The sequence below is a fragment of the Streptomyces sp. NBC_00005 genome (assembly GCF_045160215.1).
GTDB lineage: Bacteria > Actinomycetota > Actinomycetes > Streptomycetales > Streptomycetaceae > Streptomyces.
Genome location: NZ_CP108316.1, coordinates 6853530 through 6880393 on the forward strand (window position 1 = coordinate 6853530; position 26864 = coordinate 6880393).

Annotated in this window: 27 protein-coding genes and 1 tRNA gene; 19 read left to right on the plus strand and 9 right to left on the minus strand. The window is 70.2% G+C overall.

Features of this window, described 5'->3' with window-relative positions; genetic code table 11:
• The first annotated feature begins 198 nt into the window (after positions 1 to 198).
• The gene (locus OG303_RS31495) at positions 199 to 531 is read left to right on the plus strand and encodes a hypothetical protein (RefSeq protein ID WP_405872612.1); all 333 of its coding nucleotides are present in this window, start codon (positions 199 to 201) and stop codon (positions 529 to 531) included.
• 500 nt (positions 532 to 1031) lie between these two features.
• Here OG303_RS31495 and OG303_RS31500 read toward each other — a convergent pair whose 3' ends face one another.
• The 4 genes from OG303_RS31500 to OG303_RS31515 form a co-directional block, all read right to left on the minus strand.
• Positions 1032 to 1352: a hypothetical protein gene (locus OG303_RS31500; RefSeq protein ID WP_405872613.1), complete on the minus strand. Its 321-nt coding sequence runs from the start codon at positions 1350 to 1352 to the stop codon at positions 1032 to 1034.
• A 58-nt stretch (positions 1353 to 1410) separates the two neighbouring features.
• Complete coding sequence (locus OG303_RS31505) at positions 1411 to 1728, minus strand: hypothetical protein (protein ID WP_405872614.1); 318 nt, start codon at positions 1726 to 1728, stop codon at positions 1411 to 1413.
• Positions 1729 to 1791: 63 nt separating this feature from the next.
• Positions 1792 to 2112 carry a hypothetical protein gene (locus OG303_RS31510; protein ID WP_405872615.1) on the minus strand — a complete coding sequence of 107 codons (321 nt, stop codon included), beginning with the start codon at positions 2110 to 2112 and terminating at the stop codon, positions 1792 to 1794.
• Positions 2113 to 2546: 434 nt separating this feature from the next.
• On the minus strand, positions 2547 to 2936 hold the full coding sequence (locus tag OG303_RS31515; RefSeq protein WP_405872616.1) for a hypothetical protein: 390 nt from the start codon (positions 2934 to 2936) through the stop codon (positions 2547 to 2549).
• 278 nt (positions 2937 to 3214) lie between these two features.
• Here OG303_RS31515 and OG303_RS31520 point away from each other — a divergent pair, with 278 nt between their 5' ends.
• The 6 genes from OG303_RS31520 to OG303_RS31545 all read left to right on the plus strand — a co-directional run bounded on the left by OG303_RS31520 (position 3215) and on the right by OG303_RS31545 (position 7563).
• Entirely contained in the window at positions 3215 to 3970 is a 756-nt protein-coding gene (locus tag OG303_RS31520; protein WP_405872618.1) for a beta-glucanase, read from the plus strand.
• A 128-nt stretch (positions 3971 to 4098) separates the two neighbouring features.
• Positions 4099 to 4761, plus strand: a complete 663-nt coding sequence (locus OG303_RS31525) for a hypothetical protein (RefSeq protein WP_405872620.1) — start codon at positions 4099 to 4101, stop codon at positions 4759 to 4761.
• A 252-nt stretch (positions 4762 to 5013) separates the two neighbouring features.
• Positions 5014 to 5514: a DUF5949 family protein gene (locus tag OG303_RS31530; RefSeq protein WP_405872621.1), complete on the plus strand. Its 501-nt coding sequence runs from the start codon at positions 5014 to 5016 to the stop codon at positions 5512 to 5514.
• The gene (locus tag OG303_RS31535; RefSeq protein ID WP_405872622.1) at positions 5514 to 6095 is read left to right on the plus strand and encodes a vitamin K epoxide reductase family protein; all 582 of its coding nucleotides are present in this window, start codon (positions 5514 to 5516) and stop codon (positions 6093 to 6095) included. Before OG303_RS31530 ends, OG303_RS31535 begins: the two co-directional genes overlap by 1 nt.
• A 105-nt stretch (positions 6096 to 6200) precedes the next feature.
• Positions 6201 to 6713 carry a tyrosinase family oxidase copper chaperone gene (locus tag OG303_RS31540; RefSeq protein WP_405872623.1) on the plus strand — a complete coding sequence of 171 codons (513 nt, stop codon included), beginning with the start codon at positions 6201 to 6203 and terminating at the stop codon, positions 6711 to 6713.
• Positions 6697 to 7563, plus strand: coding sequence for a tyrosinase family protein (locus OG303_RS31545; RefSeq protein ID WP_405872625.1), 867 nt, complete (start codon positions 6697 to 6699; stop codon positions 7561 to 7563). Before OG303_RS31540 ends, OG303_RS31545 begins: the two co-directional genes overlap by 17 nt.
• A 32-nt stretch (positions 7564 to 7595) precedes the next feature.
• On the opposite strand, the gene OG303_RS31550 is transcribed toward OG303_RS31545, so the two are convergent.
• The 3 genes from OG303_RS31550 to OG303_RS31560 form a co-directional block, all read right to left on the minus strand.
• Positions 7596 to 8555: a D-2-hydroxyacid dehydrogenase family protein gene (locus OG303_RS31550; RefSeq protein ID WP_405877582.1), complete on the minus strand. Its 960-nt coding sequence runs from the start codon at positions 8553 to 8555 to the stop codon at positions 7596 to 7598.
• A gap of 75 nt (positions 8556 to 8630) precedes the next feature.
• Positions 8631 to 9938 (minus strand): carotenoid oxygenase family protein, encoded by a 1308-nt coding sequence (locus OG303_RS31555; RefSeq protein WP_405872627.1) that lies wholly within the window; start codon positions 9936 to 9938, stop codon positions 8631 to 8633.
• On the minus strand, positions 9938 to 10495 hold the full coding sequence (locus OG303_RS31560) for a hypothetical protein (protein WP_405872629.1): 558 nt from the start codon (positions 10493 to 10495) through the stop codon (positions 9938 to 9940). Before OG303_RS31560 ends, OG303_RS31555 begins: the two co-directional genes overlap by 1 nt.
• Positions 10496 to 10602: 107 nt before the next feature.
• Between OG303_RS31560 and OG303_RS31565 the strand changes: the two genes are divergently transcribed.
• Positions 10603 to 11115, plus strand: a complete 513-nt coding sequence (locus OG303_RS31565; protein ID WP_405872630.1) for a PadR family transcriptional regulator — start codon at positions 10603 to 10605, stop codon at positions 11113 to 11115.
• Between the two features lie 116 nt (positions 11116 to 11231).
• On the opposite strand, the gene OG303_RS31570 is transcribed toward OG303_RS31565, so the two are convergent.
• Positions 11232 to 11975, minus strand: a complete 744-nt coding sequence (locus tag OG303_RS31570) for a hypothetical protein (RefSeq protein ID WP_405872632.1) — start codon at positions 11973 to 11975, stop codon at positions 11232 to 11234.
• Positions 11976 to 11996: 21 nt separating this feature from the next.
• Between OG303_RS31570 and OG303_RS31575 the strand changes: the two genes are divergently transcribed.
• The 4 genes from OG303_RS31575 (at position 11997) to OG303_RS31590 (ending at position 17758) form a co-directional block, all read left to right on the plus strand.
• Positions 11997 to 12359 carry an ArsR/SmtB family transcription factor gene (locus OG303_RS31575; RefSeq protein WP_405872634.1) on the plus strand — a complete coding sequence of 121 codons (363 nt, stop codon included), beginning with the start codon at positions 11997 to 11999 and terminating at the stop codon, positions 12357 to 12359.
• A complete protein-coding gene (gene mgtA / locus OG303_RS31580; protein ID WP_405872635.1) occupies positions 12352 to 15228 on the plus strand; it encodes a magnesium-translocating P-type ATPase in 2877 nt (958 codons plus the stop codon). The genes OG303_RS31575 and mgtA overlap by 8 nt, the downstream gene beginning before the upstream one ends.
• Positions 15229 to 15353: 125 nt before the next feature.
• Complete coding sequence (gene tatA, locus OG303_RS31585) at positions 15354 to 15677, plus strand: Sec-independent protein translocase subunit TatA (RefSeq protein WP_405872636.1); 324 nt, start codon at positions 15354 to 15356, stop codon at positions 15675 to 15677.
• 347 nt (positions 15678 to 16024) lie between these two features.
• Entirely contained in the window at positions 16025 to 17758 is a 1734-nt protein-coding gene (locus OG303_RS31590; protein WP_405872638.1) for an LCP family protein, read from the plus strand.
• Between the two features lie 386 nt (positions 17759 to 18144).
• Here OG303_RS31590 and OG303_RS31595 read toward each other — a convergent pair.
• A tRNA-Arg gene (locus OG303_RS31595) sits at positions 18145 to 18220 on the minus strand.
• 321 nt (positions 18221 to 18541) lie between these two features.
• Here OG303_RS31595 and OG303_RS31600 point away from each other — a divergent pair.
• The 7 genes from OG303_RS31600 (at position 18542) to OG303_RS31630 (ending at position 26717) form a co-directional block, all read left to right on the plus strand.
• Positions 18542 to 20152, plus strand: a complete 1611-nt coding sequence (locus OG303_RS31600) for a dynamin family protein (protein ID WP_405872639.1) — start codon at positions 18542 to 18544, stop codon at positions 20150 to 20152.
• Positions 20153 to 20155: 3 nt separating this feature from the next.
• On the plus strand, positions 20156 to 22174 hold the full coding sequence (locus tag OG303_RS31605; protein ID WP_405872640.1) for a GTPase: 2019 nt from the start codon (positions 20156 to 20158) through the stop codon (positions 22172 to 22174).
• Between the two features lie 303 nt (positions 22175 to 22477).
• Positions 22478 to 22954: a single-stranded DNA-binding protein gene (locus tag OG303_RS31610; RefSeq protein WP_405872641.1), complete on the plus strand. Its 477-nt coding sequence runs from the start codon at positions 22478 to 22480 to the stop codon at positions 22952 to 22954.
• Positions 22955 to 23214: 260 nt separating this feature from the next.
• Positions 23215 to 24621 (plus strand): TQXA domain-containing protein, encoded by a 1407-nt coding sequence (locus tag OG303_RS31615; protein WP_405872642.1) that lies wholly within the window; start codon positions 23215 to 23217, stop codon positions 24619 to 24621.
• Positions 24622 to 24834: 213 nt separating this feature from the next.
• Positions 24835 to 25578 (plus strand): phosphotransferase, encoded by a 744-nt coding sequence (locus tag OG303_RS31620; RefSeq protein WP_405872643.1) that lies wholly within the window; start codon positions 24835 to 24837, stop codon positions 25576 to 25578.
• A gap of 191 nt (positions 25579 to 25769) precedes the next feature.
• A complete protein-coding gene (locus OG303_RS31625) occupies positions 25770 to 26156 on the plus strand; it encodes a hypothetical protein (RefSeq protein ID WP_405872645.1) in 387 nt (128 codons plus the stop codon).
• 102 nt (positions 26157 to 26258) lie between these two features.
• The gene (locus OG303_RS31630) at positions 26259 to 26717 is read left to right on the plus strand and encodes a hypothetical protein (RefSeq protein ID WP_405872646.1); all 459 of its coding nucleotides are present in this window, start codon (positions 26259 to 26261) and stop codon (positions 26715 to 26717) included.
• The last annotated feature ends 147 nt before the right edge of the window (positions 26718 to 26864 follow it).

Here is a 26864-nt window from a genome sequence, read left to right on the forward strand (position 1 = left end):
CCAGTTCACGTAGGTACCGGAGTCGGCGAACGGATCCTTTCGTATGAGTTCCTGGAACTGCCGGTAACAGGGTTTCCAGGAAGCCCCCTTCTCGTTAGGCCGGGAGAAGTGGGACCGAGTCTCTCGCGATGTCTGATGACAGCGGCATCTCTGCCGACCGCGGGTTACGGAAGACGAGTTACGAAAGAAAGGCACACGATGAAGACTCTGAAGGCTGCCGCCGTTGTTGCAGGCTCCCTCGCCATCGCCGGCGTCGCCGTGCCCGCCATCGCGGCGGACATGCCTGGGCAGGGCCTCGTGGACAGCGGAAAGATGGTCGCGGGCGGAGTCCCCACGGCAGCCAAGGCGTCGTCGGGCTACGTGGGCAACAACGTCGAGCAGATGACGGCGAGCGTGAAGGACAGCGTCAAGGACAGCGTGAAGCAGTCGGGAGTCGTGAAGACCCCTGTCGTCGGCGGCACCCTGCCGAACCCCAGCCTGGCGAACCCCGTCGACGGTCGGCTGCTCGGTGGGCTTCCGGTCGGCAAGTAGGCACCCCGGCACGTTCGACGATTCGGGTCGGCTCCGCATTCCTCGGAGTCGACCCTTCGGCATATGCGGGGGCGATCATATTCGTGCGCTGGGCCAAACGAACGATTCAGGGTGACCATGAGCGCCACGGTGCCGTTGGTCCCATTGGAACAGCCCGAGTTCGTGTATCGGGTTCTTCCGCTGAGGAGTTGGCCATCTCTCGAGGTGGCGCATCCGTCCGTGTCGGCCGCTGTGCGGCGCGCCGGCAGGAAACGCCGTAGGCGGAAGGGCGCCTTTCCCTCCTTGTTGGCGCGCCCTTCTCGACCGGCGACGTACCTGTCGGTCTTCGTCGGCCACCTCCTGACCGCGGGGCCTGTCTGCATCACCTGCAGACAGGCCCCGCGGGCTTTTTTCCTGGAACTCGGCAGAGCCCGGCCCTTCGCCCCTGGAACGAAGGGCACGGAAAAACCGATGGCGGCCCACCGGAGTTCCGGTGGGCCGCCATCGGGCGGAAGTGCGACTCAGAAGAGCAGGCCACCCGCGTACGGGGAGTTCTGCGACTGGTCGACCTTGTCCGTGTTGCACGCGGCGTAGTGCGAGTTCGGGGCGAGGATGACGCCCAGGACGGCACCGTTGGACCACGGAGCGATGCAGCGACCGTCGACGACCGTGCCGTTGACGACGGCAACACCCTGCTGGGGGGCGTTCACGACGACCGGGGACGACGAGAAGCCGCCACCGCCATTGACGGTGGTGTTGTTGTCGTCGGCCGCGGCGGCGCCGCCGGCCGCGAGGACGATGCCCGCGGCGATGGCGGAAATGGCCGTAACCTTGTTACGCATGGGATGCGCCTTTCGGTGGGGCGGTTGGGATTTCCGTGCTCCGAATTCTCGGAGCAGGTCAGAGGAGCAGGCCGCCCTTGTAAGTGGCGTTCTGCGACTGGTCGATGTCCGCCGTGTTGCATGCGGCGTAGTGCGAGTTCGTGGCGAGCACGCCGCCGAGGACGGCACCGTTGGACCACGGCGCGACGCAACGGAGGTCGGCGACCGTGCCGTTGACGACGGCAACGCCCTGCTGGGGAGCGTTCACGACGACCGGGGACGACGAGAAGCCGTCACCACCCTTGACGGTGGTGCAGTTGTCTGCCGCGGCGGTGCCGGCCGCCGCGAGAACGACGCCCGCGGCGAGGGCGGAAATGGCCGTAACCTTGTTACGCATGAGTTGCGCCTTTCCGGGCTGTAATGGGGTGATGCAACTGCTCCGAATTGCTCGGGGCAGGGGTCAGAAGAGCAGGCCGCCCGCGTACGGGGAGTTCTGCGACTGGTCGATCTTGTCCGTGTTGCACGCGGAGTAGTGCGAGTTCGGGGCGAGGACGCCGGCGAGAACTGCTCCGTTGGACCACGGCGCGATGCAACGGCCGTCAACGACCGTGCCGTTGACGACGAGAACACCTTGCTGGGGGGCGTTCACGACGACCGGGGACGACGAGAAGCCTCCGCCGCCCTTGATTTCGGTGTTGGTGTCGTGGGCCGAAGCAACACCGACGCTGCTGACCACAGCGCCGAGGGTGAGGGCAGTGATGACCGCGAACTTCCTGGGCAACTCAGTTCCTTCCTCAATTCACGGTTGCGCACGCTTGCATACCAGGAAACCTTGATATGCGCGCATAAGTCACGGGAAGAGCGACTAAACGGGAATGATTCCATCGGATGGCTCAATGCCGTACGTCCGGGCAGGCCGAACGGGAATGTAGATGGAATCCTTGTGGCTCATATGAACGACAATCCGAAAGGCCGCGGCCGACCGCAACTCGAAGAAAATGTTCCGTACGCCGGGCGGTACGGAACGAGGGCCGACGTGTGTCCGGCCCACCGGAAGGGAGAGGGCCGGTGGGCCGGAGAGATGGTTCGTGGGGCCCGGCGGTGTTCGGTCCGCCGAGTCCGGGTGTGCTGTCGCGCTTCGGCCGCGGCAGCGAAAGCGTCGTGAAGCACTGAAAGCTTTCGCCGGTACGGCCGACTCCTACGGTTTCCGTCGCGTCACTTGCTGAGCAAGCTACCGAGCCCGACAGCGGTCGGCGCCTGCAGCGGGTGGACCTGAACGTCGCCCTGTCCGGCCGGGTTCTTCACCGGAATCGTGGGCTTCTTGGAAGCGTTGGGGTCCATGCCGTCCAGGTAGACGCCGGAGCCTCCCTCCGGCCGCTTCTTGTCGAACGCACTACCGTTGGCGATCTTGCCGTTGCGGGCCAGGTTCGTCACCACGTCGGTCGCGGGAACGACCGCCGGAGTCACCTGGGTCGGGGAAACGAGACCGAGCAGACCGGCCGCGGGGGCCGGTGCGACGGCAGCGGCCGACGCCGCGGCGGCGGAACCACCCACGAGACCCGCGCCGATGGCCAGCGCAGCAGTGGTGAAAACTGCCTTCTTCATGATTCACCTCGGTTGAAAGTTACCTCTGATCCGACGGCTGGAGAACATAGCAGTCCATCCCCTATGCAAAAGCGACGCGTTACTCCATACGCATGAAAGTCGGTGGAGTGAACAATGCTTTGCCCGGGGTGCCGTCAGAAGGATTCACATGGTCGGCGAATCGATTGATCGTATAGTGCGTCCGGATTCGACCACATGGGTAGTCCGAAAGCGGAATTCCAGTCCTGCGGGTGGCACATTGGCCGGGCCGGACGCCGCACAGCCCTACCCTCGCCGCCATGACCGCCGACAACGCCAAATACACGCCGACCGCGTCCCCTGCCACCGCCACCGGTTCCACCTGGTCGGCCCTCGGTAAGTCGCTCGCCTGGTCGGAGGAGTTCAGCAGCCCGATCGCCTGGGGCTCCAAATGGGTCGGCGACAGGACCAGTGCCTACCGCTACGGCAACCACAACCCGGACGACAACAAGCTCGACTGGCTCGACCCCGGCTGCGTGACCGTCGCCGACGGTGTGGTCACCTTCACCGCCGTCCCGGCCGGTCACACCCTGGAGAACGGCCTGCAGGCCTGGCGCACCGGCCTGCTCACCACCGAGTACTCCGACGAGGGCTTCCGGGTGAGGACCGGCGACTACATCGAGACCCGCGTCGCACTGCCCTCCGGGACGGGCGCCTGGCCGGCGCTGTGGACCTGGAAGGACGGCGAGAACGAGATCGACGTCTTCGAGTACCACTCGGACAACCCGAACCTGCTGGAGCTGTCCAACCACGTCAACTCCGGCTGCACCTACCACACCGACGACGACGCGGTCTTCCCGGACGGGTGGGTCACCATCGGAGGCTGCTGCGGCGAGGACTCCGTCGACTGGTACGTCAACGGCGAGCGCGTCTTCCGTGACGGCACCGGTGTGGGTGCCGACTGGTCGGCGTATCTGATCCTGAACCTGTCGCTGTGCGCCGGTCGGTACCACCCGGCTCCCTCCGGGCGGGGGCCGGTCACGTTCGCCGCCGACTACCTTCGCGTCTACCGCTGACGGACCGTTCGGTTCGTGTTCCCCCTAATGGGTTGACGGCGGCACTCCGGCGGGTGCGAGCGGTTGCAGACGGCCACGGGCGATTTCACGGTGGGCTCAGGATCCGACGCATATCGAAAGGAACACCCATGCGTGGTCTGTCCGCACGGCGTATCGCGTCCACCGCTCTCTGCGCCACCCTTCTGGTCGGCATCGCCGGTCCGGCAGCCGTCGCCGCCGACTCGGCCCCAGAACGCACCCACGCGGTGTCCCGCGCGCCCGTCCCCGGCGCGGACGCGCTGCTGGCCCAGGTCAAGAGCCTCGGTGACCTGGGCGGCGTGCTCGCTCCGGTCGCCGCCCTGCTCAACTCCGTACTCAAGGCCGACAACGGCCAACTGTCCGCAGACGAGGCGCAGAAGCTCGTCACCGCCGTGAAGGACGCCATCGCCAACATCACCGCGGCGGCCCCGGCCGCGTCCGGCACCGTGACCAAGCCGGGTGCGTCCGCGCCGGTTTCGCCGTCCTCGCTGACCAAGCTGCCCGCGTCGGCGAAGCCGGGGGACAGCAGCAAGGCGCCGGCGCCCAAGGACCTCAAGGGTGACGCGCTCGCCGCCCTGCAGAAGGCGGTCGACGCCCTGCTCGCCGCCGTCACTTCCGGTGACGTGGGCCAGGTCGTCCCCGCGGTCACCGGTGTGCTGACCGCCCTGGTCAACTTCCTCGCCGCGACGCTGCTCGGCAGCGGACTGCCCGCCGCCAACCTGCCGGGCCTGCCGACCCTGCCCACGCTGCCGCTGCCGTTGCCGGTCAGGTGAGCCCCTGGTGAGTCTCAGGTGACCTTGGGTTGATCTGATGTGGATCGTGCACTCCGCCGCCTGACCGGTCGTCGTGACCGGTCCGGCGGCGGAGGTTTGTCACGGCCGTGATCCGTCAGGGATCTCATATGTCTTCCGGGCACGGGGTTTCCGCCCCGGTCGGGATTCGTTGAGCGTGGCGTCAGATTTCCCCGAGGTGATGTGAGTCGCCGCGAAAGGAAGCACGATGAAGTCCCTGAACAAAGCCGCGCGGTGACCTCGACCCCGAGTGAGACCCACCCCTTCCGCATGGCCGAGCTCGGCACGCTCGTCCTGCTGCCCTGGAGTGGCGAGGCCTCCGACGGAACCGACATGCCGTATCTGCTGGCGTACTCCCTCGGGGATGCCGAGGGCGGCCCGGAGATGACGTCCGCCGCTGTCGAGGGGCTGCTGGCGAGCAATGGGCTGGAGGTCGGCGGGGAACTCGTCGACGGCACCAGCGAGTCCGGCCCGGCCGTCACCCTGCTCATCGAGGCCGGGCAGGCCGTGGTCAGGATGCCGCAGCTGGGAGCCCAGTGCACCGCTCCGGCGGAGTGGTTCACGGCGGTCGCCGAACGCGGCTACGCCTACCTCGTGTTCACCACCCGCCCCTGGCCCGAGGGCAGGCCGGGCCAACCGATCGAGCCGTCGGCGCTGGCCGCCTTCGTCGGGGCCGAGCAGACCCTGAGAGCCGCCGCACACGTCGTCCTGCCGGCCCAGCGCCCGCGCGGCTGATGCGGCGGGCCGCGGACGGCCCCGCGTTCGCCCTGCTGCTGGTGCTCACGGGCGCGGCCGGGCTGCTGGCCTCCTGGGCCATCACCATCGACGAGTTCAAGCTGCTCAAGGACCCCGCCTTCGTCCCGGGGTGCAGCCTGAACCCGGTGATCTCCTGCGGCAGCGTGATGAAGAGCGACCAGGCCTCGGTCTTCGGATTCCCCAACCCGATGCTGGGTCTGGTGGCCTACGGCATCGTGATCTGCGTCGGGACGAGCCTGCTGGCCGGCGCGACGTTCCCCGGCTGGTACTGGCTGACCTTCGAGGCGGGCTGTCTGTTCGGGATCGGGTTCGTGTCCTGGCTGCAGTTCGAGTCGCTGTACCGGATCGGCGCGCTGTGCCTGTGGTGCTGTCTGGCCTGGCTCGCGACGATCCTGCTGTTCTGGTACGTGACGTCCTTCACCGTGCGAAGCGGCTTCCTGCCCGCGCCGACATTGCTGAAGACCTTCCTCGCGGAGTTCACCTGGGTCCTGCCGCTGCTGCACATCGGCATCGTCGGAATGCTGGTCCTGACGCGCTGGTGGGACTTCTGGACCGGCTGACTCCCTCCGGGTGCGGACATCACCGTATGGCCGTACCGGTGGTGACCGTACGGCCCGCCCGGCGGTTACCGCTGCGGAGATCCAACCCGTACGAGGGAGTGAGCCATGGGCGTCAGAGCTGACGGGGCACCGATGGGCGCGGAGCGGGGGGCCGAGGGCCCGGTGAGAAGCGGGCCGGAGCGGCGGACATGGCGGGTGATAAGGCGGGGTCTGCTCGCTTCAGCCGCCACCCTGGCACTGGCCCCCCTTGTCGCCGCCTCGCGCGCGCCGCGGCACGCGGGCGACCCCGAGGGATCCGGGGACACCAAGGAGTCGGCCTTCGACGAGGTCTACCGCGGCCGCCGCATCAAGGGTGCCCCGCTGCCCGCCGCCGGACACGGCGCCGGCGACTGCGTGTGGCAGGTCACCGTGGACGGTCACCCACTGCACCTGATGCGCCGCGCCGACGGCACCTGGCTGACCATGGTCGACCACTACAGCTCGTACCGCACCTCGCTGGAGGCGACCCGAGCGGCCGTCGACGAACTCGGCCCCGGGCAGCGGCTGCGCGACCTGGCCCCGGGTCCGGTCGGCGAGAGGTATCCGCACATGGGGGAACAGCATGGCGTACGTGCGTAAGGACGCGAGCAAGCTGACGAGCGACGAGCGGCGGCGGTTCGTCAACGCGCTGCTCGAGATCAAATGGCGGGGCGAGTACGACGAGTTCGTGCGGCTGCACATCGCGTACTACACCTCCGACGGCGAGGACGGCCTGCGTTCGGCCCACATGGGGCCCTCCTTCCTGCCCTGGCACCGCCGCTTCCTGCTGGACCTGGAGCGGGCGCTGCAACGGGTCGACCCGTCGGTGACGGTGCCGTACTGGGACTGGACGCGGGACCGTTCGAAGACGGCCGTGCCCTGGACCGACGACCTCCTCGGCGGCAACGGGCGCAGCGGCGACCACCAGGTCGTCGACGGGCCGTTCGCCTATGCGCAGGGCTACTGGCCCATCAGGGAGGGCATCACCGACGGCGCCTTCCTCACCCGGGACCTCGGACGCGCCCGCAACCCCATCTCGCTGCCGTCGAAGAAGGAACTGGAGTCGGCGCTCGCCGAGAAGGTCTACGACACCTGGCCCTGGGACTCCACCTGCACCAAGGGGTTCCGCAACAAGCTGGAGGGGTGGGGGACCGGGAAGGACAACGTCGCCTGGCGCAACCACAACCGGGTCCACCGCTGGGTCGGCGGTGTCATGCTCGGCGGCGCCTCCGTCAACGACCCCGTCTTCTGGCTGCACCACGCCTTCGTCGACATGCAGTGGACCCGCTGGCAGAAACGGCACAAGGGCGCCCGCTATCTGCCGGCCAAGCCGCCCGGCCCCGACGACGAGCAGCGCGGGCGGATCATCGCCCGGGGCGAGCGGATGCCGCCGTGGGATGTGACCCCGGACGAGCTGGAGGACGTGAGCAAGATCTACCGGTACGCCTGACCGGTTGCCCGCAAGGCTCCCCGCACGGCTCCTCAGCCCAGTCGCCGCACCGGCGTTCCGTCCAGGAACGCCCGGATGTCCTCCACCGCCTCCCGGTAGTACGTCTCGTAGTTCGACCGCGACACATAGCCGAGGTGGGGTGTGGCGAGCAGGCGGGGAGCCGTGCGCATCGGGTGGTCGGCGGGGAGGGGCTCGATGTCGAAGACGTCGATGCCGGCGCCGGCGATGCGGCCCTCGTGCAGGGCGGCGAGCAGGGCGTCCTGGTCGACGATCGCGGCGCGGGAGGTGTTGATCAGGTAGGCGGTGGGCTTGAGGAGGGCGAGTTCGGCGGGGCCGAGGAGACCGCGGGTGCGGTCGCCGAGGGCCAGGTGGACGGAGACGTAGTCGCTGCTCGACAGCAACTCCTCCATGGAGGGGGCAAGTTGGACGCCCACCTCGTCGGCGTACTCCTTGGTGAGGTTCTGGCTCCAGGCGCTGACGTGCATGCCGAAGGCGAGGCCCACGTGGGCGACCCGGCTGCCGATCTTGCCGAGGCCGAGCAGTCCGAGCCGGCGGCCGTGCAGGTCGGCGCCCACCGTCTGCTGCCAAGGGCCGCCGGAGCGCAGGGAGTTGGACTCCGGCACGATGCCGCGGGCGAGGCCGAGGAGCAAAGCCCACGTCAGTTCGACGGGTGGCGTCGAGGTGCTCGCCGTGCCGCACACGGTGACGCCGTGCGCCTCGGCACTCGCGTAGTCGATCACGCTGTTGCGCATGCCGGAGGCGACGAGCAGCTTCAGCCGGGGCAGGCGGGCGAGCAGTGAGGCCGGGAAGGGCACCCGCTCGCGCAGGGTGACGACGATGTCGAAGTCGGCGAGGGCGGCGGCGAGTTCGGCCTCGGTGCCGAAGTGTTCGGAGAAGGTGACGGTCTCCACCCGGTCGGCCACGGGCGACCAGTCGGCGAGTTCCGTCGCCACCTGCTGGAAGTCGTCGAGTACAGCGCAGCGCAGCCGCACGGGGGTCCTTTCGTCGGCGCGGTCGGTAGCGGTGGCCATGGTCGCGCATGTGGGCGGTGGCCGCGTCGACGGCGCTCAGGCCCCGGGATCCGAGAGCCAGTTGCCGTGGAAGCCGTGGGGGACCCGGGCGGGCAGGTGGACGGTCGCGACCGGGGCCGCGGTGAGGTCGCCCGCGTCCAGGACGACGAGGTCGCTGCGGTCGCCGGCGGCGTCGTACACATATGTCATGAGCCAGCCGGGTCCGCCGGCCACGTCGTCGGCCGGGGCGAAGACGGCCTCGCCCGGTGTGCGTCCGGGGCCGAAGTCGTGCGCGGAGACGGCGCCGGTGGCCAGTTCGTACCGTACGAGCGAGGTGCCACAAGTCACGTGTCCGTATGCGGAGTTCAGGCCGGTCAGCCGGTCGTCGACGCGGGGGAACTCGCCGGGCCGGTCGTCGCACTGCTCCGCGAGGACCGTCCCCGTCGCCGGGTCGATCGTCCACTTCCAGAGCACGGCGTGCTGCGTCCGGTCGACGGCGTCACCGGTCCGCCGCCACAGCTCGGGATAGCGCATGACGTACAGCACGATGGTGCCGTCCTGCGCGTCGTGGGCGTTGAGTGCGTGGAAGACATAACACGGGTCGATGCCGAACCAGCGCACCTCGCCGTACGGGTCGTCGCGGCGCAGCACCCCCAGCCGGGCGCCGTGGCCGTCGTCCCAGCGGTAGGGCATGGTGCCGCCGGACAGGGCGAGTTCGAGGTCGAGGACGACGGGCAGGTCCATGAAGACGACGTGCTCGGCGGTGAGGTGGAAGTCGTGCATCATCGTCGGCCCGGGCACCTCGACCGCCCTGCTGACGGCGAGTTCGCCCGAGGCGTCGGCCCGGTGGTAGGTGAGATGCGGGGTCTCGACCGTGCCGTAGCCGAAGAAGTGCAGTTCGCCGGTGACCGCGCAGGTCTTGGGGTGTGCGGTCATGGCGGTGTGCAGCCGGCCGCCGAAGTCGTACGAGCCCTTGGTGCCGAGTTCGCGGGTGAGTTCGTACGGCAGCGCCGTCTCGACCAGGGCGAGGGTGCGGCCTGCATGCCGGACCACGTGGGTGTTGGCGGGGCCGGCGGTGAGGTCGCGCCGGCCCTGGTCGTCGTAGGGCCGGGCCCCTTCGGTACGGCGGCGGGTGCGCACCCAGCGGTTGCGGTACGACACCGCCCGCCCGGCCTCCAGTCGGACGCCGTGGACCATGCCGTCGCCGAAGAACCAGTGCCCGGAGGCGGCGTCGGCCGGGTTCGGGCCGTTGCGGACGTACCAGCCGGTCAGCTCGGGCGGGATGGCGCCGGTCACCGGAAGGTCGTGGGCGGTGAGCTCTTCGCCGACGGGGGCGTAGTTCCCCGCGAGGTGGGGGGCGGTCATCAGGCGGCCTGCCCGGCCCTGGCCTGGACGTGGGCGACGTAGCGGACGGTGAAGACCATCGGGACGACGAAGCCTGCGATCTGGATGAGCGTGGCGGGTGTCGAGTGGCCGTTTCCGGCCTGTGCTTCGAAGGCCAGCAGGACGGCGGTCAGGGCGAAGGCCGCGGTCCACACGGCGGTGATGACGACGTTCGTGCGGATGAAGGGCTTGAGGCCCCAGACCTCGCGCGGAGTGGTGCGCTTGGCGATGCCCAGCGTGAACGGCTTCCCTACGGCCAGCGAGAGCCCGGCGATGACCGCCAGGGTGCCCGAGGAGAGGGCCGCAGAGTAGCCGTGCACGCCCGAGTGCGGGTCGGCGAAGGCGATGACGGCCAGGACGGCGAAGAAGACCGCGGAGCCCAACTCGATGATCAGGGCGTCGAGTCCGGTGCCGGTCCGTACCTGCTGGCCGATCACGGCGACCGCGACCACCAGGGCGGCGAGCGCGCCCCACTGCCAGCTGCCCGAGGGCACTGCGGCGAAGACGATCCACGGGAGGAAGGTGCGCAGGTAGGACATGGGGGCTCCGGTTTCGGCGTGGTTCCGGGTTTCTCTTTCGACATGTCGAAAGTAGAAGGTCGCGTGCTGACATGTCAATAGTGGAAGGTTGAGGTTAAGGTGAACGCATGAGCCTTCGACACGCCCTGCTCGGCCTGCTGTCCGAACGTCCCGCCAGCGGGTACGACCTGCTCAAACTCTTCGACACGTCGCTGGCCGCGGTCTGGCCCGCGACGCAGAGCCAGATCTACACCGAGCTGACCAAGCTCGCGGCCTCCGGCCTGATCACGGTCGCGGCGGAGGGGCCGCGCGGCCGCAAGGAGTACGCCATCGCCGACGAGGGGCTGGCCGAGCTGCGGCACTGGCTGAGCGAGACCAGCCCCCAGCGGAACACCCGCAGCGAGATCCTGCTGCGGGTCTTCTTCCTCGGAGTGCTGACGCCCGAGCAGGCGCGGGGCTATCTGACCGAGTTGACGGAGATGTCGGCGGAGGGGTTCGAGAGCCTGCACCAGCTGTCGGAGTCCATCGACTGGAACGACGACAATCTGTCGGTCTACGGCCGGATCGCGCTGGAGTACGGGCTGCGGTTCAACGCCATGCGCCGGGAGTGGGCCGAGTGGGCGGTCGGACAGATCAAGTAACCGGTCAGGGGGCAGGTCGAGTAACCGATCAAGTAGCCGATCAAGTAACGGGTCGAGTGGCCGGTCGGGTGGCGGATCACGTTGGGGTGCCTCGTGCGGGCAGCCGGCCTGAGCCTTCATATATTGCGCAAGTCGAGAACCATTACACTCGCCACCCCATACGGCTCGCGTGAGCACGGTCGGCTCGAGTCGCCGCAGGCTTCATTCATCGGGGGAGAGACATGCCGGAACCTGAGCATCCAGGGATGGGCATCGGCGTCGCGTGGGGGCGGATCGCGCGCCGGAGCGGCGGGTTCGTGTGCGTGCGGGCGATGCTCGTCACCGGTGTGCCGGCCGTGGCCGCGGGCCTGTTCCTGCTCCTCGGTTTCGGTCTGCGCGTTTTCGACGGGCGGCCGTATGTCGGAGAGGGACTGATCACAGCGGGGCTGATCGCAGGGGCTGGGGCTGCCGGGGCGGCGGTCGGTGACCTTGCCTGGTTTCTCGTGGCGGACCGGGATGGGGCCGGGGCGGATGACGGGGCTGCGGGTGGGGGTGAGCCGGTAGGGGGTGGTGAGCTGGCTGGGGGCGGTGAGTCGGTCGGGGGTGGTGATCCGGTCGGGGGTGGTGATCTGGCTGGGGGTGGTGATCTGGCTGGAGGTGGTGATCTGGCCGGAGGTGGCCGTCCGGTCGGAGGCGGTGACCTGGCTGGAGGTGGTGAGCCAACTGGGGGCGGTGATTCGGCTGAGGGTGGTGATCCGGTCGGAGGCAGTGGTCCGGCTGGAGACGGTGAGCCGGCGGAGTCGCTTCGTCCGCCCAGTGGGCCCGGGCAGGCGCGGACCGGCACCTAGACTGAAGCGGCGCGGGTGCGGCGCGAGGACCAAGGGCGGGACGGGAGAAGGACTGTGGCGGCAGACATCGGTGGCTTCGAGGATCCCTCCGCCGAGGTACTCGCGGAGGCGGCCGCCGCCTTCGGGCTGCTGGCGTCCTCGGCCAGGCTGCACCTCATGTGGGCCCTGGCGCAGGGCGAGAGCGACGTCACCCACCTCGCGGACCGGGTCGGCGGGGCGCTGCCCGCGGTCAGCCAGCATCTCGCGAAGCTGAAGCTCGCGGGCCTGGTGCGGTCCCGCCGGGAGGGGCGGCGCCAGATCTACTTCGTGGACGACCCCGACGTCGTGACCGTGGTCCGGGTGATGGTGGGTCAGCTGGCCGCGCGTGCCGACGGGGCGTCCGCCTCCGTGCACGTGCTGCGCGGGGCCGGTGGCTGACACCACCGCGGCCTCGGAACCGGAACCAGGGGGGCTTGTTCCCGAGGAGGGGGCGGGACCGGTCGTCGATCGCCTCGTTTCCGAGGACGGGCCAGGGCCGGGCGCCGATCCGCTTGTTCCCGGGGACGGAGCGGGACCGGGCGCCGACGGGTGTTCGGAGCCCGGGGTGGCGACCGTGTTGCAGACGCTGCGGCACCTGGACAGTGGGCCGCGCGGACTGACGGAGGCGCAGGCCGAGGAGCGGCAGGCCCGCGTCGGGGCCAACAGTCTGCCGACGCGCCGGGAAGCCTCCTGGCCGAGAGCGTTGATGCGCAGTCTGCGGGACCCGTTCACCGCCGTACTGCTGTGCCTCGGGCTGGTGTCGGCGGTCGTCGCCTCCTGGGGCACCGCCTGCGTGATCCTGCTGCTGGTCGCGGTGAGCTGTGCGCTGCGGGCGTCCGGGGAGCACCGGGCCGACCGGTCCATGGCCGCGCTGCGCGGGCTGGTCGCCACCACGGCCACCGTCCTGCGCCGCACCGGGGAGGACCTGCCGCCGGACGCCCGGGAGATTCCCGTGGACGAGCTGGTGCCCGGCGACGTGATCCGCCTCGGCCCGGGCGACCTGGTCCCGGCGGACGTACGACTGCTGCGCGCGCAGGGCCTGACCGTGCACCAGGCCGCGCTCACGGGCGAGTCGGCTCCCGTGGCCAAGGACGCCGCCGACACGGCGGTCGCGATGGGCGGCGACGGGGGTCCCCGCGATCGTACGAAGTCGACCGTGGGGGAGTTCGACCGGCCTCAACTCTGCTTCCAGGGCAGCAGCGTCGCTTCCGGGAGCGCCACCGCGGTCGTCGTGGCGACCGGTGCGCACACGCGGTTCGCCGCGGCTCACGGCCGTACGGACGCTCGGCCGGAGGCCAGTGCCTTCGACCGGTCCGTGCACGGCATCTCCTGGATCCTCATCCGGTTCATGCTGCTGACCCCGCCGCTGGTCCTCATGGCCAACGCCGCTCTGCGCGACCGCGGCCTGGAAACGCTGCCGTTCGCGGTGGCGGTGGCGGTCGGGCTGACGCCGGAGATGCTGCCGGTCATCGTCACCATGTGCCTCGCGCGCGGCGCCGCGCTGCTGGCCCGCGGCCACGGGGTGATCGTCAAGCGCCTGCCCGCGCTGCACGACCTCGGTGCCGTCGACGTGCTGTGCCTCGACAAGACCGGCACGCTCACCCAGGACCGGCCGGTCCTCCACCGCGCCCTCGACCCGGACGGGCACGACGACCCCGGAGTGCTGCGCTGGGCCGCGGTGAACGCCTGGTGGACCCTCCAACTCGCCGACCTGCCCGCCCCCGACGCCCTCGACGACGCGGTCCTGGACGCGGCGGAGGAGGACGACGTCATGGCGTACGACCCAGTGGCGGCCCTTCCCTTCGATCCGCTACGGCGTCTGGCGACCGCCGTCGTCCGCACGCCGGGCCGGCTGGGGACGCACACCCTGGTCGTCAAGGGAGCCGCCGAGGCCGTACTGGAGCGCTGCGACCTGGCGGCGGAGGAACGCGACAAGCTGCTCGCTCTCGCCGCCGCCCACGCCGACGCCGGCCTGCGGGTGCTGGCGGTCGCCACCGCCGAACGTCCCGCTCGGGCACGGGAGTACACCGCGGCCGACGAACGGGGCCTGGACTTCCGGGGGTTCGTCACCCTGCGGGACGCGCTGGCGCCCACCGCGGCCGAAGCGCTGAAGGTCCTCGCCGACCGGGGCGTCAGCGTCAGGATCCTCACCGGCGACCACCCGGGCACCGCCGTCCGAGCCTGCCGCGACCTGGGCATCGCCGTGCCGCCGGACGGTGTCCTCACCGCCGACGCCATCGACTCACTCACCGACGCCGAACTCGCCGCAGCCGCCGTTCGCACCGTCGTCCTCGCGCGCTGCGCCCCCGAGCACAAGGCCCGTGTCGTCGCCGCCCTGCGTGCGAGCGGGCACACCGTCGGCTACCTCGGCGACGGGGTCAACGACCTGTCCGCCCTGCGCGCCGCCGACGTAGGCATCGCACCGCGCGACGCCGTGGCCGTCGCCCGGGAGAGCGCGGACGTGGTCCTCGCCGAGAAGGACCTCACCGCGATCGGCCACAGCATCGCGGCCGGACGGTACTCGGGCGGCAACATCGCCACGTATCTGCGCATCACCCTCTCCTCGAACCTCGGCAACGTCATCGCCATGCTCGGCGCCGGCCTCCTCCTGCCGTTCCTGCCGATGCTCCCGGCTCAAGTACTGGCGCAGAACCTGTGCTTCGACGCCGCCCAACTCGCCTTCGCCCACGACCGGCCGCACCCCTCGGTACTGCGCCGCCCGACGGTGCTGCACCCTCGCGGCCTGCTGCGCTTCATCACCGGCTTCGGCGTCCTCAACGCGGTCGCCGACCTCGCCACCTTCGGTGTGCTGGCGCTCGCCCTGAACGGGCCCGACGGCCTGGACGACGAAGCGGTGTTCCACTCCGGCTGGTTCACCGAGAACCTGATCACTCAGGCCCTGGTGATGGTGCTGTTGCGTGCCGGGCGGCGGGGGGTCGAGGGGCGTGAGGTCGAGGAGAGTGAGGTCGAAGGGCGTGGGCCGGGGCCGGGACGCGGGCGTGCGCGGGGGCCGGGGCCGATCGGTTGGTCGGCGGCCGCACTGGCCGCCGTAGGGCTGCTGCTGCCGCTCTCGCCCTTCGGCGCCCTGCTCGGCTTCACGCCGCTGCCGCTTCTCTATTACCTTCTGCTGGCCGCTGTCCTCGCGCTCTACGCCGCTGGACTGATGGCGGTCGGGGCGCGTGGCGAACGGCGCCTGGAGGCCCGTGCCTCGCAGGGGACCGACCTCACATCCCCGGGGGAACTGACCTCACATCGCCGGGGGGATTGACCTCGCATCCCCAGGGACTGACGTCACCCCATGGTTGTACAGTTGCGCAATGTAGCAACCATGGAGACGACGTCCCGCGCCCCGCGGACAACGACGTCCGGTGAAGAAGAAAAGGGGTGGGCGGGATGCTCCGCAACGGACTGGAACCCTGGCACCTGCTGATCGTGGTGGTCCTGTTCCTCCTGCTGTTCGGGTCGAAGAAACTGCCGGACACCGCCCGGGCGCTGGGCAAGTCCATGCGCATCCTCAAGAGCGAGGCGAAGGCGATGAAGGGGGAAGAGGGCGTGCCGGGTGCGCAGGCTGCTCCGGGTGCGCAGCCCGCTTCGGCTGCGCCGGGTATGTCGGGTGGATCGGCTGCCCCAGGTACCTCGGGTACCGCGGGTGTTTCGGCTGCCTCGGTCGATGCCGCGTCCGCTGGAACGGTCTCCGGGGAGAGCGCCGCGCGCTGAGCTTCTCCGGCCGGGTAAGTCCGGGTAAGAGTGGCGATTTGTTGTTGGGTAAGAGTGCCGCTCTGTCGTTGAGCAAGGGGCGTCGGGGGGTCACCTTGCGGGCGGCGGGGGGAGTCCCGCGAGGCGGGGCCCTCCCGGGATGAGGCGGGGCCTCTCCCGGGACAGGGGGAGTCCCTCTCTTGGGAAGCGTTGGGAAGCGATCGTCGATCGCATCCTGCCTGGCGTGCGGGGGTGTGACGTAGCACACCTCCGCTCTCGATAACGCTTGCTATATTGCGCAATCATCCAATCCGAGGGTGCGCCGTCGCGCCGGCGGTTGGCGTCGGCCACGGTGTAGGGAGTGGGAGTTGAGCGACCCCTGGGGCGGAACCCGCGGCCGTGCCGCCACACGTGATCGCTCAGCCGGTGCCCGCTCGGCCGGCGTTCCCCGGCAGCGGGAGACCGACGACGGACCGTATCGCCCCCCGCACGGAGGCCGGGCGGCCGCCCGCCAGGCAGCGGCGCGTTCTCGGGGACATCGGTCGGGCCGACGGGCCAAGCCCGTTGCCCGGCGTAAACGGATAGCCCGCATAGCCCTGTTCACGGTGGCGGTGCTGATCCTGGTCACCGCCGGAGCGGGCGCGTGGCTGTACGAGCACCTGAACGGCAACATCAAGAGCGTCGCGATCGACGACGGCGCCGGTGGCAAGGAGAAAGCGGACTCCTTCGGCCGGACCCCCATCAACATCCTGGTGATCGGCTCGGACGGCCGGAACAACAAGGCCGACTGCAAACTCGGCGGCGGCTGCGGCTCGGCGAGTTCGACCGTCGGGCACAACGCGGACGTGGAGATGGTGGTGCACGTCTCCGCCGACCGCTCCAACGCCACCGTGATGAGCGTGCCACGCGACACGATGACGCGGGTCCCCTCCTGCAAGGACCCCGACAGCAGCCAGTCGACGTCCGGCTACTACGGGCAGATCAACAGCGCGCTGCAGTACGGCGCGGCCTGCCAGGTCAAGACCGTGCACCAGCTCACCGGCATCACCATCGACCACTTCGTGATGCTCGACTTCTCCGGCGTGGTGAAGATGTCCGACGCCGTGGGCGGGGTGTCGGTGTGCGTCAGTGACAACGTCTACGACACCTACTCGCACCTGAAGCTCGCCAAGGGCACGCACACGCTCAAGGGCAACGCGGCCCTCGAGTTCGTCCGCTCCCGGCACGGCTTCGGCGACGGCAGCGACCTGGGCCGTACCGTCTCCCAGCACCTCTTCCTCAGTGCCATGATCCGCAAGTTCAAGAGCGCGGGCACACTCGCGAACCCGGCCAAGGTCTACTCGCTGGCGGACGCGGCCACCAAGGCGCTGACCGTGGACACCGGCCTGGGCAGCGTGAGCAAACTGGTGGACCTGGCGACCGATCTGAACAAGGTGCCGTCCAAGCGGATGACGTTCACCACGATGCAGACCGCGGCCGACCCGACCAACGCCAACCGTGTCGTCCCCGCGGCCGCGGCGAAGTCGCTGTTCTCCACCATCGCCAACGACCAGTCGCTGACCTCCGGCAGCGGCAAGAAGCAGTCCTCGGCGTCGCCGTCCGCGTCGGCCACGGCCACTGTGGCGCCCTCCGCTGTGGCCGTACAGGTCGAGAACGGCACCACCACCGGCGGACGCGCCTCCGTGATCGCCGAGGCGCTCATCGCCAAGGGCTTCAGCTCGGGCACGACCTCGGGCAACGCGCCGGAGCAGGCGTCGAGGACGACGATCACCTACGGCCCCGGACAGAAGCCGGAGGCCCAGACAGCGGCCTCGGCACTCGGCCTCCCCGCCTCGCACCTCACCCAGGGCAGCACCAGCGGCGTGGTCCTGACCATCGGCAGCGACTGGCTGACGGGCACTGCGTACGGCTCCTCGGGCAGTTCCTCGGCGGCCCCCGCCGACACACACGCCGCCGTCAGCAACGCCCACGCCCAAACCGCCGACAAGGCCAAGACCTGCGCAAAGGTCAGCTCCTACAAGACCGTTGAGCTCAACGGCGTGCCGATGACACCGGCCCAGGCTTATGCGGCGGCGAAGGGGAAGGAAGACTCCGCGCCTTGAGGGGTGTTGCTGCGGAGCATTGGCGCGAGGCGCGAGGCGCGAGGCGCGAGGCGCGAGGCGCAGCGACGGACGGTGTGACGCGGGGCGGTCGCAAGGCATGAGGCGTGGTGTTGCGCGGGGCGTGGCGAGGAGTGCCTTCGGCGGGGCTCATGGGCTGCGCTGGTCGGCTCGAAGCCGCCGGAGACCTCCCCGGGCTGCCCGACGTTGGTTGATCTTCGGCCAAGAAACTTCGACACGTATTCGACTCGGCGACCCGCAAAAACCCGGTGACAGCCGGACAGCCCCGGAGCGCTCTCTTGATCGTCAGGGGAGTGCCCGGGGCTTTGTCGTGCCGAGCGATACCCGCTCTGAACAGCAAAAACGCCCTCCCGGAGGAGGGCGGAGACTGGCGCCCCCGGCAGGACTCGAACCTGCGGCCAAGCGCTTAGAAGGCGCCTGCTCTATCCACTGAGCTACGGGGGCCGGGTGTGTGGCCGCTGTCGTGGGTGCCCGGGTGTGGGCTGATCCGTGACGTTGCCGGGGACAAGGATAGGGCTCCTGCGTCCGTGTCCCTGTTGCTTCGCCTCCGTGGCTCGATGTGGAGGTTCAGTGAAGCGGTCCTGATAATCGCAGGCAGGTACGAATCGTGCATCGCTTTTAGGCTCTCACGCACCGGGTGTTGTGCACTCGTTATGCCTGGACTGTGCCTGCGTCCCAGTCGTCCCTTCCGTCCCTTGTGTCCTGTCGGCGCGCAGACATGCTCATATGCTTCAGAATTCCCCTAAAATTGGGCATTCTTCGCATGTGGTGACCTTGGACGTACGGCCTCAGCTGCTCGACGCACTCTCCGCCCTGCGCGACCGTGTCGCCGCCGCACGCTTCCCGCTGCCCCTGGCGGGGGCTCCACGCGCGCGTGCCAACCGCGACGAACTGCTCGCCCAGCTCGACGACTACTTGGTGCCCCGGTTGAGAGAGCCCGAAGCGCCTTTGCTGGCCGTGGTGGGCGGATCCACCGGTGCCGGCAAGTCGACCCTCGTCAACTCCCTTGTGGGGCGGCGCGTCAGCGAGGCGGGCGTGCTGCGGCCGACCACGCGGACGCCCGTGCTGGTGTGCCATCCGGAGGACCATCACTGGTTCAGCGGGATGAGGGTGCTGCCCGATCTCACGCGCGTGTGGGTGCCCCATCAGGACGCCGGGGACGACCTCTTGCTCCCGGGGGAGGACCCCGCGCGCGTGCTGCGCGTCGAGACCGCCGACACGATGCCGCGCGGTCTCGCCCTCCTCGACGCCCCCGACATCGACTCCCTGGTCGCCGACAACCGTGTCCTGGCCGCCGAGCTCGTCTGCGCGGCCGACATCTGGGTCATGGTCACGACGGCCGCCCGGTACGCCGACGCCGTGCCCTGGCATCTGCTGCGTACCGCGAAGGAGTACAACGCCACCCTGGTGACGGTGCTCGACCGCGTGCCGCACCAGGTCGTCTCCGAGGTGTCCCGGCAGTACGGCGCGCTGCTCACCAAGGCCGGGCTCGGCGACGTGCCGCGCTTCACGGTGCCCGAACTGCCCGAGTCCGCGTGGGGAAGCGGGTTGCTGCCGGCCACCGCCGTGGCCTCGCTGCGGACCTGGCTCGTACACCTGGTGCAGGATCCGGCAGCCCGGCAGCACGCCATGGCCCGTACCGCATACGGGGTGCTCAACTCCCTCAAGGCGCGGCTGCCCGAACTCGCAAGCGCCGCCGCCGCTCAGTATGCGGCTGCTCTCCGGCTCACCTCCGCCGTCGACGCGGCGTACGACAGCGAGCACGCGCGCGTGCGAGGGCGGTTGCAGGCCGGCGCCGTACTCGCCGGGGACGCCCTGAAACGATGGCGTGCGTTTCCGCTCGACTGCTCCGCCGGTGAGCTCCTCGACGCGCTCGTGGAGAGCCTGGCCGCGCTCCTGCTGTGCGCCGTCACCGCCGCCGACGAGCGCGTCGACGAGACCTGGCGGCGCGAACCCGCGGCGCGCGCCCCGGAGCTGACGGCGGACCACGACCCGACCCTGGAGAGCGCCGAGCACCGCATCGGGATGGCCGTACGGCGGTGGCGGCGCGAGCTCGAGGAGTTCGCCGAGGAGGAGGTCCGCGACCTCGACCGCAGCGTCGCACCGGATCCCGAGGTGATCGCCGTTCTCGTCGCCACCGTGCTGCTGGGAGGCCGCCGGGCGCGTTCGGCGGGTGAGGGGCTCGCCGAGCGGATCGGCGCGCACGGGGCGCTGCGGCTGCGCGACCGGGGTGGGCGGCTGCTCACCGAGCACCTCGACCGGGTGCTGCACACCGAACGCGAACGCCGACTCGCGCCGCTCGACGCCCTCGACGTACACCCCGAACCCCAGGCCGAACTCATCGCCGCGCTGTCCGTACTGCAGAAGGAGAGGTGACCGGTGACTGCCGTCACTGATCAGGATCACACCGATCGCGCCGATCACGCGGGGGACGAGAGCGCCCAGGGCGCCCAGGGCGCCCAGGGCGAGCGTTCCGAAGAGCGCGCCTCCGTAGAGGGTGCTTCCGGAGAGGCGACTTCTGAGAAGGGCGCAGAGCGTCTCCCCGTGGAGGATGAGACTGCGGGGGCAGAGCCCGGTCGTGGCGAGCGCTCGGAGAAGGGCGACGTGCGCGAGAACGGCGACCACGCGCGCGTGGAGGGCGGTGACGCCTCCGGCCGTACGGACAGCCGTACGGAGCCCGCGAGCGGCTGGGACGACGGGCTGATCGCTCGGCGCGTGACCGAGGAGAACGCCGGCGCCGAGCGCGTCGCCGTCGTGGAGACCCGGGCGCACAGTGCCCAGACCGTGGGGCCGCTCGCGTACGACGCCCCGCTGCGGTCGCGGCTCGAGGCGCTGCGGGAACTCGTGGGGCTCTCCCGCACCCGGCTCGACAGCCGGACGCTCGCCGACGCCGGGCGGGTGCTCGACGAGGCCGCGGCACGGCGCAGGCTCTCCGGGCAGCACACCGTCGTCGCCATCGCGGGCGCGACGGGCAGTGGCAAGTCGCAGCTGTTCAACGCGCTTGCCGGGGTGCCCATTTCGGAGACCGGCGTGCGGCGGCCCACCACGGCGACGCCCATCGCGTGCAGTTGGAGCGACGGCGCGGCGACTCTCATCGAACGGCTCGGCATCCCGCCCCGGCTGCGGCGGCGACCCTTGCAGAACGCCGAGGCGGAGGCACAGCTGCGCGGGCTCGTCCTGGTCGACCTGCCCGACCACGACTCGGCGGCCGTGCAGCACCGTGAGCAGGTGGACCGGGTCCTGGCACTTGTCGATGCCGTCATCTGGGTCGTCGACCCCGAGAAGTACGCCGACGCTGTCCTCCACGAGCGCTATCTGCGGCCCATGGCGGGGCATGCGGAGGTCATGTTCGTCGTCCTCAACCAGATCGACCGGCTCCCGGGGGAGGCCACCCACCAGGTCCTCGATGATCTACGGCGGCTGCTCGACGAGGACGGGATCGCACTGGGGGAGTACGGCGAACCCGGTGCCACCGTGCTCGCGCTGTCCGCGCTCACCGGAGACGGCCTCGGTGAACTGCGCGAGGCGCTGGGCCAGTTCGTGGCGGAGCGCGGGGCTCCGGCGCGACGGATCTCGGCCGACCTGGACGCCGCCGCGGTGGGGCTGTGGCCCGTCTACGCCACCCGCCTGCGGACCGGCCTGAGCGAGGAGGCGCGCGACGAGTTCGCCGCCCGGCTCGCGCATGCGGTGGGCGCATCCGCCGCGGGTGAGGCGGCCGAGCGCGCGTGGCTGCGCAATGCCAACCGTGCGTGCGGGACGCCCTGGCTGCGGCTGTGGCGGTGGTACCAGGACCGGTACGAACCGGCCACCGGGCGGCTGCAGTTGCGTGCCCAGGCGGACGAGGAGGCCACGGCACGCCAGCGCGTCGAGCACGCGGTGCGGACGCTGGCGGAGCGGGCCGCGACCGGGCTGCCCGCCCCGTGGGCGCAGGCGGTGCGCGAGGCGGCCGTACGCGGCTCCCAGGGGCTGCCCGAGGCGCTCGACGTACTGGCGGCACGGGCGGGTCTGCCGCCGGGCCGGCCGCCGCGGCCGGGCTGGTGGCCGGCGGCAGTCCTCGCCCAGGCCTCCATGACGCTCCTCCAAGTCGTGGGCGGGCTGTGGCTGTTGGCCCAGATCATCGGGTTCATGGCGCCGAACCTGGGGGTCCCGGTGCTGCTGATGCTGGCCGGCATCATCGGCGGCCCGCTCGTCGAGTGGAGCTGCCGGATCGCGGCGCGAGGCCCGGCCCGGCGCTACGGCACCGATGCGGAGCGGCGCTTGCGGGAGGCGGCAGCCGGGTGCGGAAGGGCCCGGGTGCTGGATCCGGTGGCGGCGGAGCTGCTGCGATACCGGGAGGTGCGGGAGCAGTACGGGCGGGTTACGGGGGTGGGAGCCACGGTCACTGCCACGGGCCGATGATCTGGGGCGGGCGGGGCGGTGCTTTGGCGGGGGGACGGTGAGTTCGGAGTGTGACGGCGAGTCCCACGGCGGATGATCACTCGTCAGGGTCGTCCTGGGGCCACTCGTCCGAGTGACGGAGTTTTCCACAGGTGGGGGGCGGTCCACAGGGCTCAGCGGGCTCGGCCCGACGGAGGCAGTCTGGCTGTGCGGCGATCACGACGGACGTGGTCACCGCGGCAGACACAGCAGACGCAGCCGTACGGGACGGGCCCGTAGGCATGTCCGCCCGGCCTCGGCGGCCGGGCCAGGGAGGGGTTCGTGATGAACGAGACGATGATCTGCGCCGTGGGGAACGTGGCGACGCAGCCGGCGCACCGGGATCTGGCGTCGGGGCCTTCGGCGCGGTTCCGGCTGGCGGTGACCGCGCGTTATCTGGACCGGGAGAAGAACGAGTGGACCGACGGCCACACCAACTTCTTCACCGTGTGGGCGAGGCGGCAGCTGGCCACGCATGTGACGGCGTCGCTCAACGTGGGCGATCCCGTCATCGTGCAGGGCAGGCTCAAGGTGCGTACGGATGCGCGCGAGGGGCAGAACTGGGCCTCGGCCGATCTGGAGGCGGTGGCGATCGGCCACGATCTCACGCGGGGGACGTCGGCCTTCCGGCGGGCGAGCAGGCCGGATGCGGGGGCGATTGCCCCGGCACAGCAGCAGCCCGAGCCCAACTGGGAGACCCCGCCCGGAGATTCCGGGACCTCCATGACCCAACGGGAGCCGGAGCCAGCAGCGGTGACGTGATGTCAGGCGGTGCGCCGAGCTGACCGTACTGCGGCTTATCGGCGAATGCGTTCCGAACGGTCCGGTGGATTTGTCGATAAGCCCTGCTCACAGGCCGTCTTGGCGATAACGATTCCGAGTCGGATCGCTTGTCCGACGGTATGACCGGCAAGCGTGGTGCGCCGCGTCCCTAGGATGCCGGGCATAGCTCTCGGGGCTTCTGATTCTGCTGGTGGGACCACACCCCCCACATCAATGGGTCCTGCTCGAAGGGGAATTTGGTGTTTTCTTCTTTCTCTGTGCTGTCCGCGCGCAGGCGAGGGGCGGCCCGTCTGGCCGCCGCGACGTTGGTGTCCGGTCTGGTGGCCGTCGGCGTGCTCGCCGGATCCGGCACGGCCGGCGCAGAGGAGACGACGCAGAGCCAGGGCGGGGCGACCGCCACCATAGGCGGCCTCAAGACGTACGGCGCCGCCGTGATCCACGAGGACAGCGGGGACCAGCAGGTCTCGGCAGGCCTGTTCGAGATGTCCGTGGACGGTGGCGGCACCCTGCAGACGTACTGCATCGACATCCGCAACCCCACCCAGCGGGACGCCAAGTACCAGGAGACCGCGTGGAGCGGCACCTCGCTCGGTGCCAACAAGGACGCCGGCAAGATCCGCTGGATCCTGCAGAACTCCTACCCGCAGGTCAACGACCTCGCGACGCTCGCGGCGAAGGCCGGCGTCCACGGCGGCCTGACCGAGCAGGACGCGGCGGCAGGCACTCAGGTGGCCATCTGGCGCTACTCGGACGGGGCGGACGTCGACGCCGTCGACCCGCAGGCCGAGAAGCTCGCGGACTACCTCGACAAGCGGGCCGTCGACATGGCGGAGCCCCAGGCGTCACTGACTCTCGACCCGCCCGCGGTCTCGGGTCACCCCGGTGAGCTGCTCGGCCCGGTGACCGTGCACACCAACGCGTCCGGCGTGGCCGTGACGCCGCCGGCGGACGCGGCGACCAGCGGGGTGCGGATCGTCGGCAAGGACGGAAAGCCCCTCACGTCCGCGGTGAACGGCAGCCAGCTCTTCTTCGACGTTCCCGAGAAGGCCGCCGACGGCTCCGCCGAGATCGCCGTGCAGGCCTCGACCACCGTGCCCGTGGGGCGCGCCTTCGCCTCGGAGAGCCACAGCCAGACGCAGATCCTGGCCGGCTCCAGCGAGTCGACGGTTTCGGCGCCGGCGAGCGCGAGTTGGGCGAAGAAGGGCGCGATACCAGCACTGTCCGCGGCGAAGAACTGCGCCAAGGGCGCGGTGGACATCACCGCCGCCAACCAGGGCGACGAGGCGTTCACCTTCGAACTGATGGGGACCGAGCACAGCATCCCCGCGGGCCAGTCCCGCACGGTGACGATCCCGCTGCAGGAAGACCAGGCGTACGACTTCACGATCGAGGGACCGGGCGGCCTCGAGAAGCGGTTCACCGGCATCCTCGACTGCAGGACACAGGGCACCGCGGGCGGCGACGCGACCCAGATCCTCAGCGAACCGAGCCCCGCGACCGTGGGCGGTTCGGCGGACGACACCAACCTCGCCGCGACCGGTGGCTCCAACGCGACCCCGCTGATCGCGGGCGTCGCCATCGCGCTGGTCGTGATCGGGGGCGCGGCACTGGTGCTCGTCGGGAAGAAGGAGCCGACGCGGGAGTGAGTCTCCGGGGCTTCGGCGGCTGTGCCTCCGGTGATGACCTCGCGGACGACGACGTCTGACGACACGGATCCTTGGCAACTCAACAGTGAGTGATCGGGGCTTGCTTCATCCGGCGTGGGCGGCTTGTGCCGGCCCACGCCGTCGACCGCGCCCTCGGGGGAGGAGGGGGAGCCCTCGGGGGAGCAGAAGGAGCCGTAGGAATCGGAGGAGTTGGTGTCCCGTGATGACGCCGAAGTGCCCCTGACAGGGGGACGCATCACGGAAGGCGTCGTGCGGGTTGCGGACACCGTGCGTAGGCCCTCGACAACGTCCTCCGCCTTCGTCAGGGCTCTTCTCGTCCACCTCGAGCAGTGCGGATTCGCCGGGGCACCCCGTCACCTCGGCACCGACGAGAAGGGGCGGGACGTTCTCACCTACATCTCCGGATGGGTGCCGTCCACCTTCCGGTGCTGGACGGATTCGCAGATCGCCGCGGCCGCCAGCCTGCTGTGGGAGCTGCACCAGGCCACCCGCAGCAGCGACCTCACCGGCACGGATCCTGTCGTGTGCCACCACGACCCCGGTCCCAACAACGTCGTCTTCCGCGACGACCTGCCCGTCGCGTTCATCGACTTCGACACCGCAGCACCCGGTGACCCGCTCGAAGACCTGGGTTACCTGGCCTGGACATGGTGCGTCTCGTCACGACCCGACCGAGGGCCCGTCACCGTCCAAGCAGCCCAAGTACGGCTGCTCGCCGACTCCTACGGCCTCGCTCCGCACAGGCGCATGGGCCTGATCGACGCGATGTTGGACCGCCAGGCCCGCAACGCCCGCTGGTGGCAGGAACACCTCGACCGGCCCGCACGACCGCACGGCGCGGACGACCACCGGATCGCCGACCGCGTCGCCTGGTCCATGCGCGAGCACGACTACACCGCCGCACACCGCGCCGAGTTCGCCGCAGCCTTGCGCTGATCCGGCACACGCTCATCCGGCACACGAGGTCTGACGCGCGAGGATCCGGCACGCGAGGGTCTGTCTCCCGGGGCCGGGCTCACGAAGTCCCGGCTCATGAGGGGCCCGGCTCCCGAGGTCCCGGCTCACGAGGATCCTTCAAACGCCGGTCCTTCGTGCGAGTCGGCCCACTCGATGGGCAGGATGGCCCTATGACCAAGCCAGCCAAGCCATCTGTATCGCCGACGCGTCACTCCTCCTCGGGCTCCGTGTTGTCCTTGTGGTCGCAGGACTCGGTGCTGTCGATCGGCTCGGTGGGGTCGGTGTTGTCCATCGGCTCCGTCGGCTCGGCCCTGTCCGTCGGGTCGATCGGGAGCGCCCTCTCTGCCGGATCGATCGGTTCGGCGCTTTCGCTGATCTCGGCCGGATCGTGGCTGAGCAAGGGATCGGTGTTGTCCGCGCAGTCGCAGTGGTCGGTGCTGTCCTGGCGTTCCACTCGCGGCTTCCTGTCGGGCGGGGCCGTGGGGGCGGCGGCCCTGACTGTCCTGCTGTTGGCCCAGCGGCACTCGATGGCGGCCGACGGCCACCGACGGACGTAGGGCAGGCCGGGGGCTCCGATACGTGCGGGCCGAGCCGGCCGGTGCAATGAGCGAGCGGTCTGGGCCGTTGGGTTCAGCGTGAGAGCAGTGGGAGGGGCACCGATGGGGATGCAGGAGCGGTGGGATGCCAGGCGGGGGGAGCTTGCCGCGAAAGGGGAGGCTCGGGACGCCGAGAACGCCCAGTGGTGGAACGGGCACGTGGAGCGCGCGGAGAGCGTCATCGTCGAGCAGGCTCGTGGAGCTCACGAGCGGGGTGACGGCTGGTTCGAGGCCGAGATCGAGCAGCGCAGCGCGGGCAGCCTGGATCCCTACGGAGGTGCCGGGCAGGAGGACCGAGGTATGCCGCCACTGGGGAGGACCAGGATCGATCACCCCAGAGCTCCGCACTCCCCGCGGAGTGATCTGCTCTCACGGATCGAAGACGAAGGGTGGAAGCTGCACACCGCGCAGTACGTCTACATCCAGCTCGGAGAGGACTCGCGGAACAAGTGGTTCCATTCGGGGCAGCGGGTGGCGGTCAAGGGGAAGATCGTCGGCATGTATCTGTTCCAGAGGGTGTGATCCGACGGTCAGTGACGGGACGACTACGGGAGCGCCCCCGAAACGTCCAGGTCACGGGCCCTACGCCGAACGGGTTTCCTTCGCAGGGTGGACGTCAGGCAAGATGGGGTGTATCTGCCCACTGCCAGATTTCAAGCTGCCGGACGG

Excerpts from the sequence above, each read along its gene's own strand:
- OG303_RS31495 (WP_405872612.1), top strand. The coding sequence starts at position 199 with ATGAAGACTCTGAAGGCTGCCGCCGTTGTTGCAGGCTCCCTCGCCATC.
- OG303_RS31500 (WP_405872613.1), bottom strand. The coding sequence starts at position 1,352 with ATGCGTAACAAGGTTACGGCCATTTCCGCCATCGCCGCGGGCATCGTC.
- OG303_RS31505 (WP_405872614.1), bottom strand. The coding sequence starts at position 1,728 with ATGCGTAACAAGGTTACGGCCATTTCCGCCCTCGCCGCGGGCGTCGTT.
- OG303_RS31515 (WP_405872616.1), bottom strand. The coding sequence starts at position 2,936 with ATGAAGAAGGCAGTTTTCACCACTGCTGCGCTGGCCATCGGCGCGGGT.
- OG303_RS31520 (WP_405872618.1), top strand. The coding sequence starts at position 3,215 with ATGACCGCCGACAACGCCAAATACACGCCGACCGCGTCCCCTGCCACC.
- OG303_RS31525 (WP_405872620.1), top strand. The coding sequence starts at position 4,099 with ATGCGTGGTCTGTCCGCACGGCGTATCGCGTCCACCGCTCTCTGCGCC.
- OG303_RS31535 (WP_405872622.1), top strand. The coding sequence starts at position 5,514 with ATGCGGCGGGCCGCGGACGGCCCCGCGTTCGCCCTGCTGCTGGTGCTC.
- OG303_RS31540 (WP_405872623.1), top strand. The coding sequence starts at position 6,201 with ATGGGCGTCAGAGCTGACGGGGCACCGATGGGCGCGGAGCGGGGGGCC.
- OG303_RS31545 (WP_405872625.1), top strand. The coding sequence starts at position 6,697 with ATGGCGTACGTGCGTAAGGACGCGAGCAAGCTGACGAGCGACGAGCGG.
- OG303_RS31555 (WP_405872627.1), bottom strand. The coding sequence starts at position 9,938 with ATGACCGCCCCCCACCTCGCGGGGAACTACGCCCCCGTCGGCGAAGAG.
- OG303_RS31560 (WP_405872629.1), bottom strand. The coding sequence starts at position 10,495 with ATGTCCTACCTGCGCACCTTCCTCCCGTGGATCGTCTTCGCCGCAGTG.
- OG303_RS31565 (WP_405872630.1), top strand. The coding sequence starts at position 10,603 with ATGAGCCTTCGACACGCCCTGCTCGGCCTGCTGTCCGAACGTCCCGCC.
- tatA (WP_405872636.1), top strand. The coding sequence starts at position 15,354 with ATGCTCCGCAACGGACTGGAACCCTGGCACCTGCTGATCGTGGTGGTC.
- OG303_RS31610 (WP_405872641.1), top strand. The coding sequence starts at position 22,478 with ATGAACGAGACGATGATCTGCGCCGTGGGGAACGTGGCGACGCAGCCG.
- OG303_RS31625 (WP_405872645.1), top strand. The coding sequence starts at position 25,770 with ATGACCAAGCCAGCCAAGCCATCTGTATCGCCGACGCGTCACTCCTCC.
- OG303_RS31630 (WP_405872646.1), top strand. The coding sequence starts at position 26,259 with ATGGGGATGCAGGAGCGGTGGGATGCCAGGCGGGGGGAGCTTGCCGCG.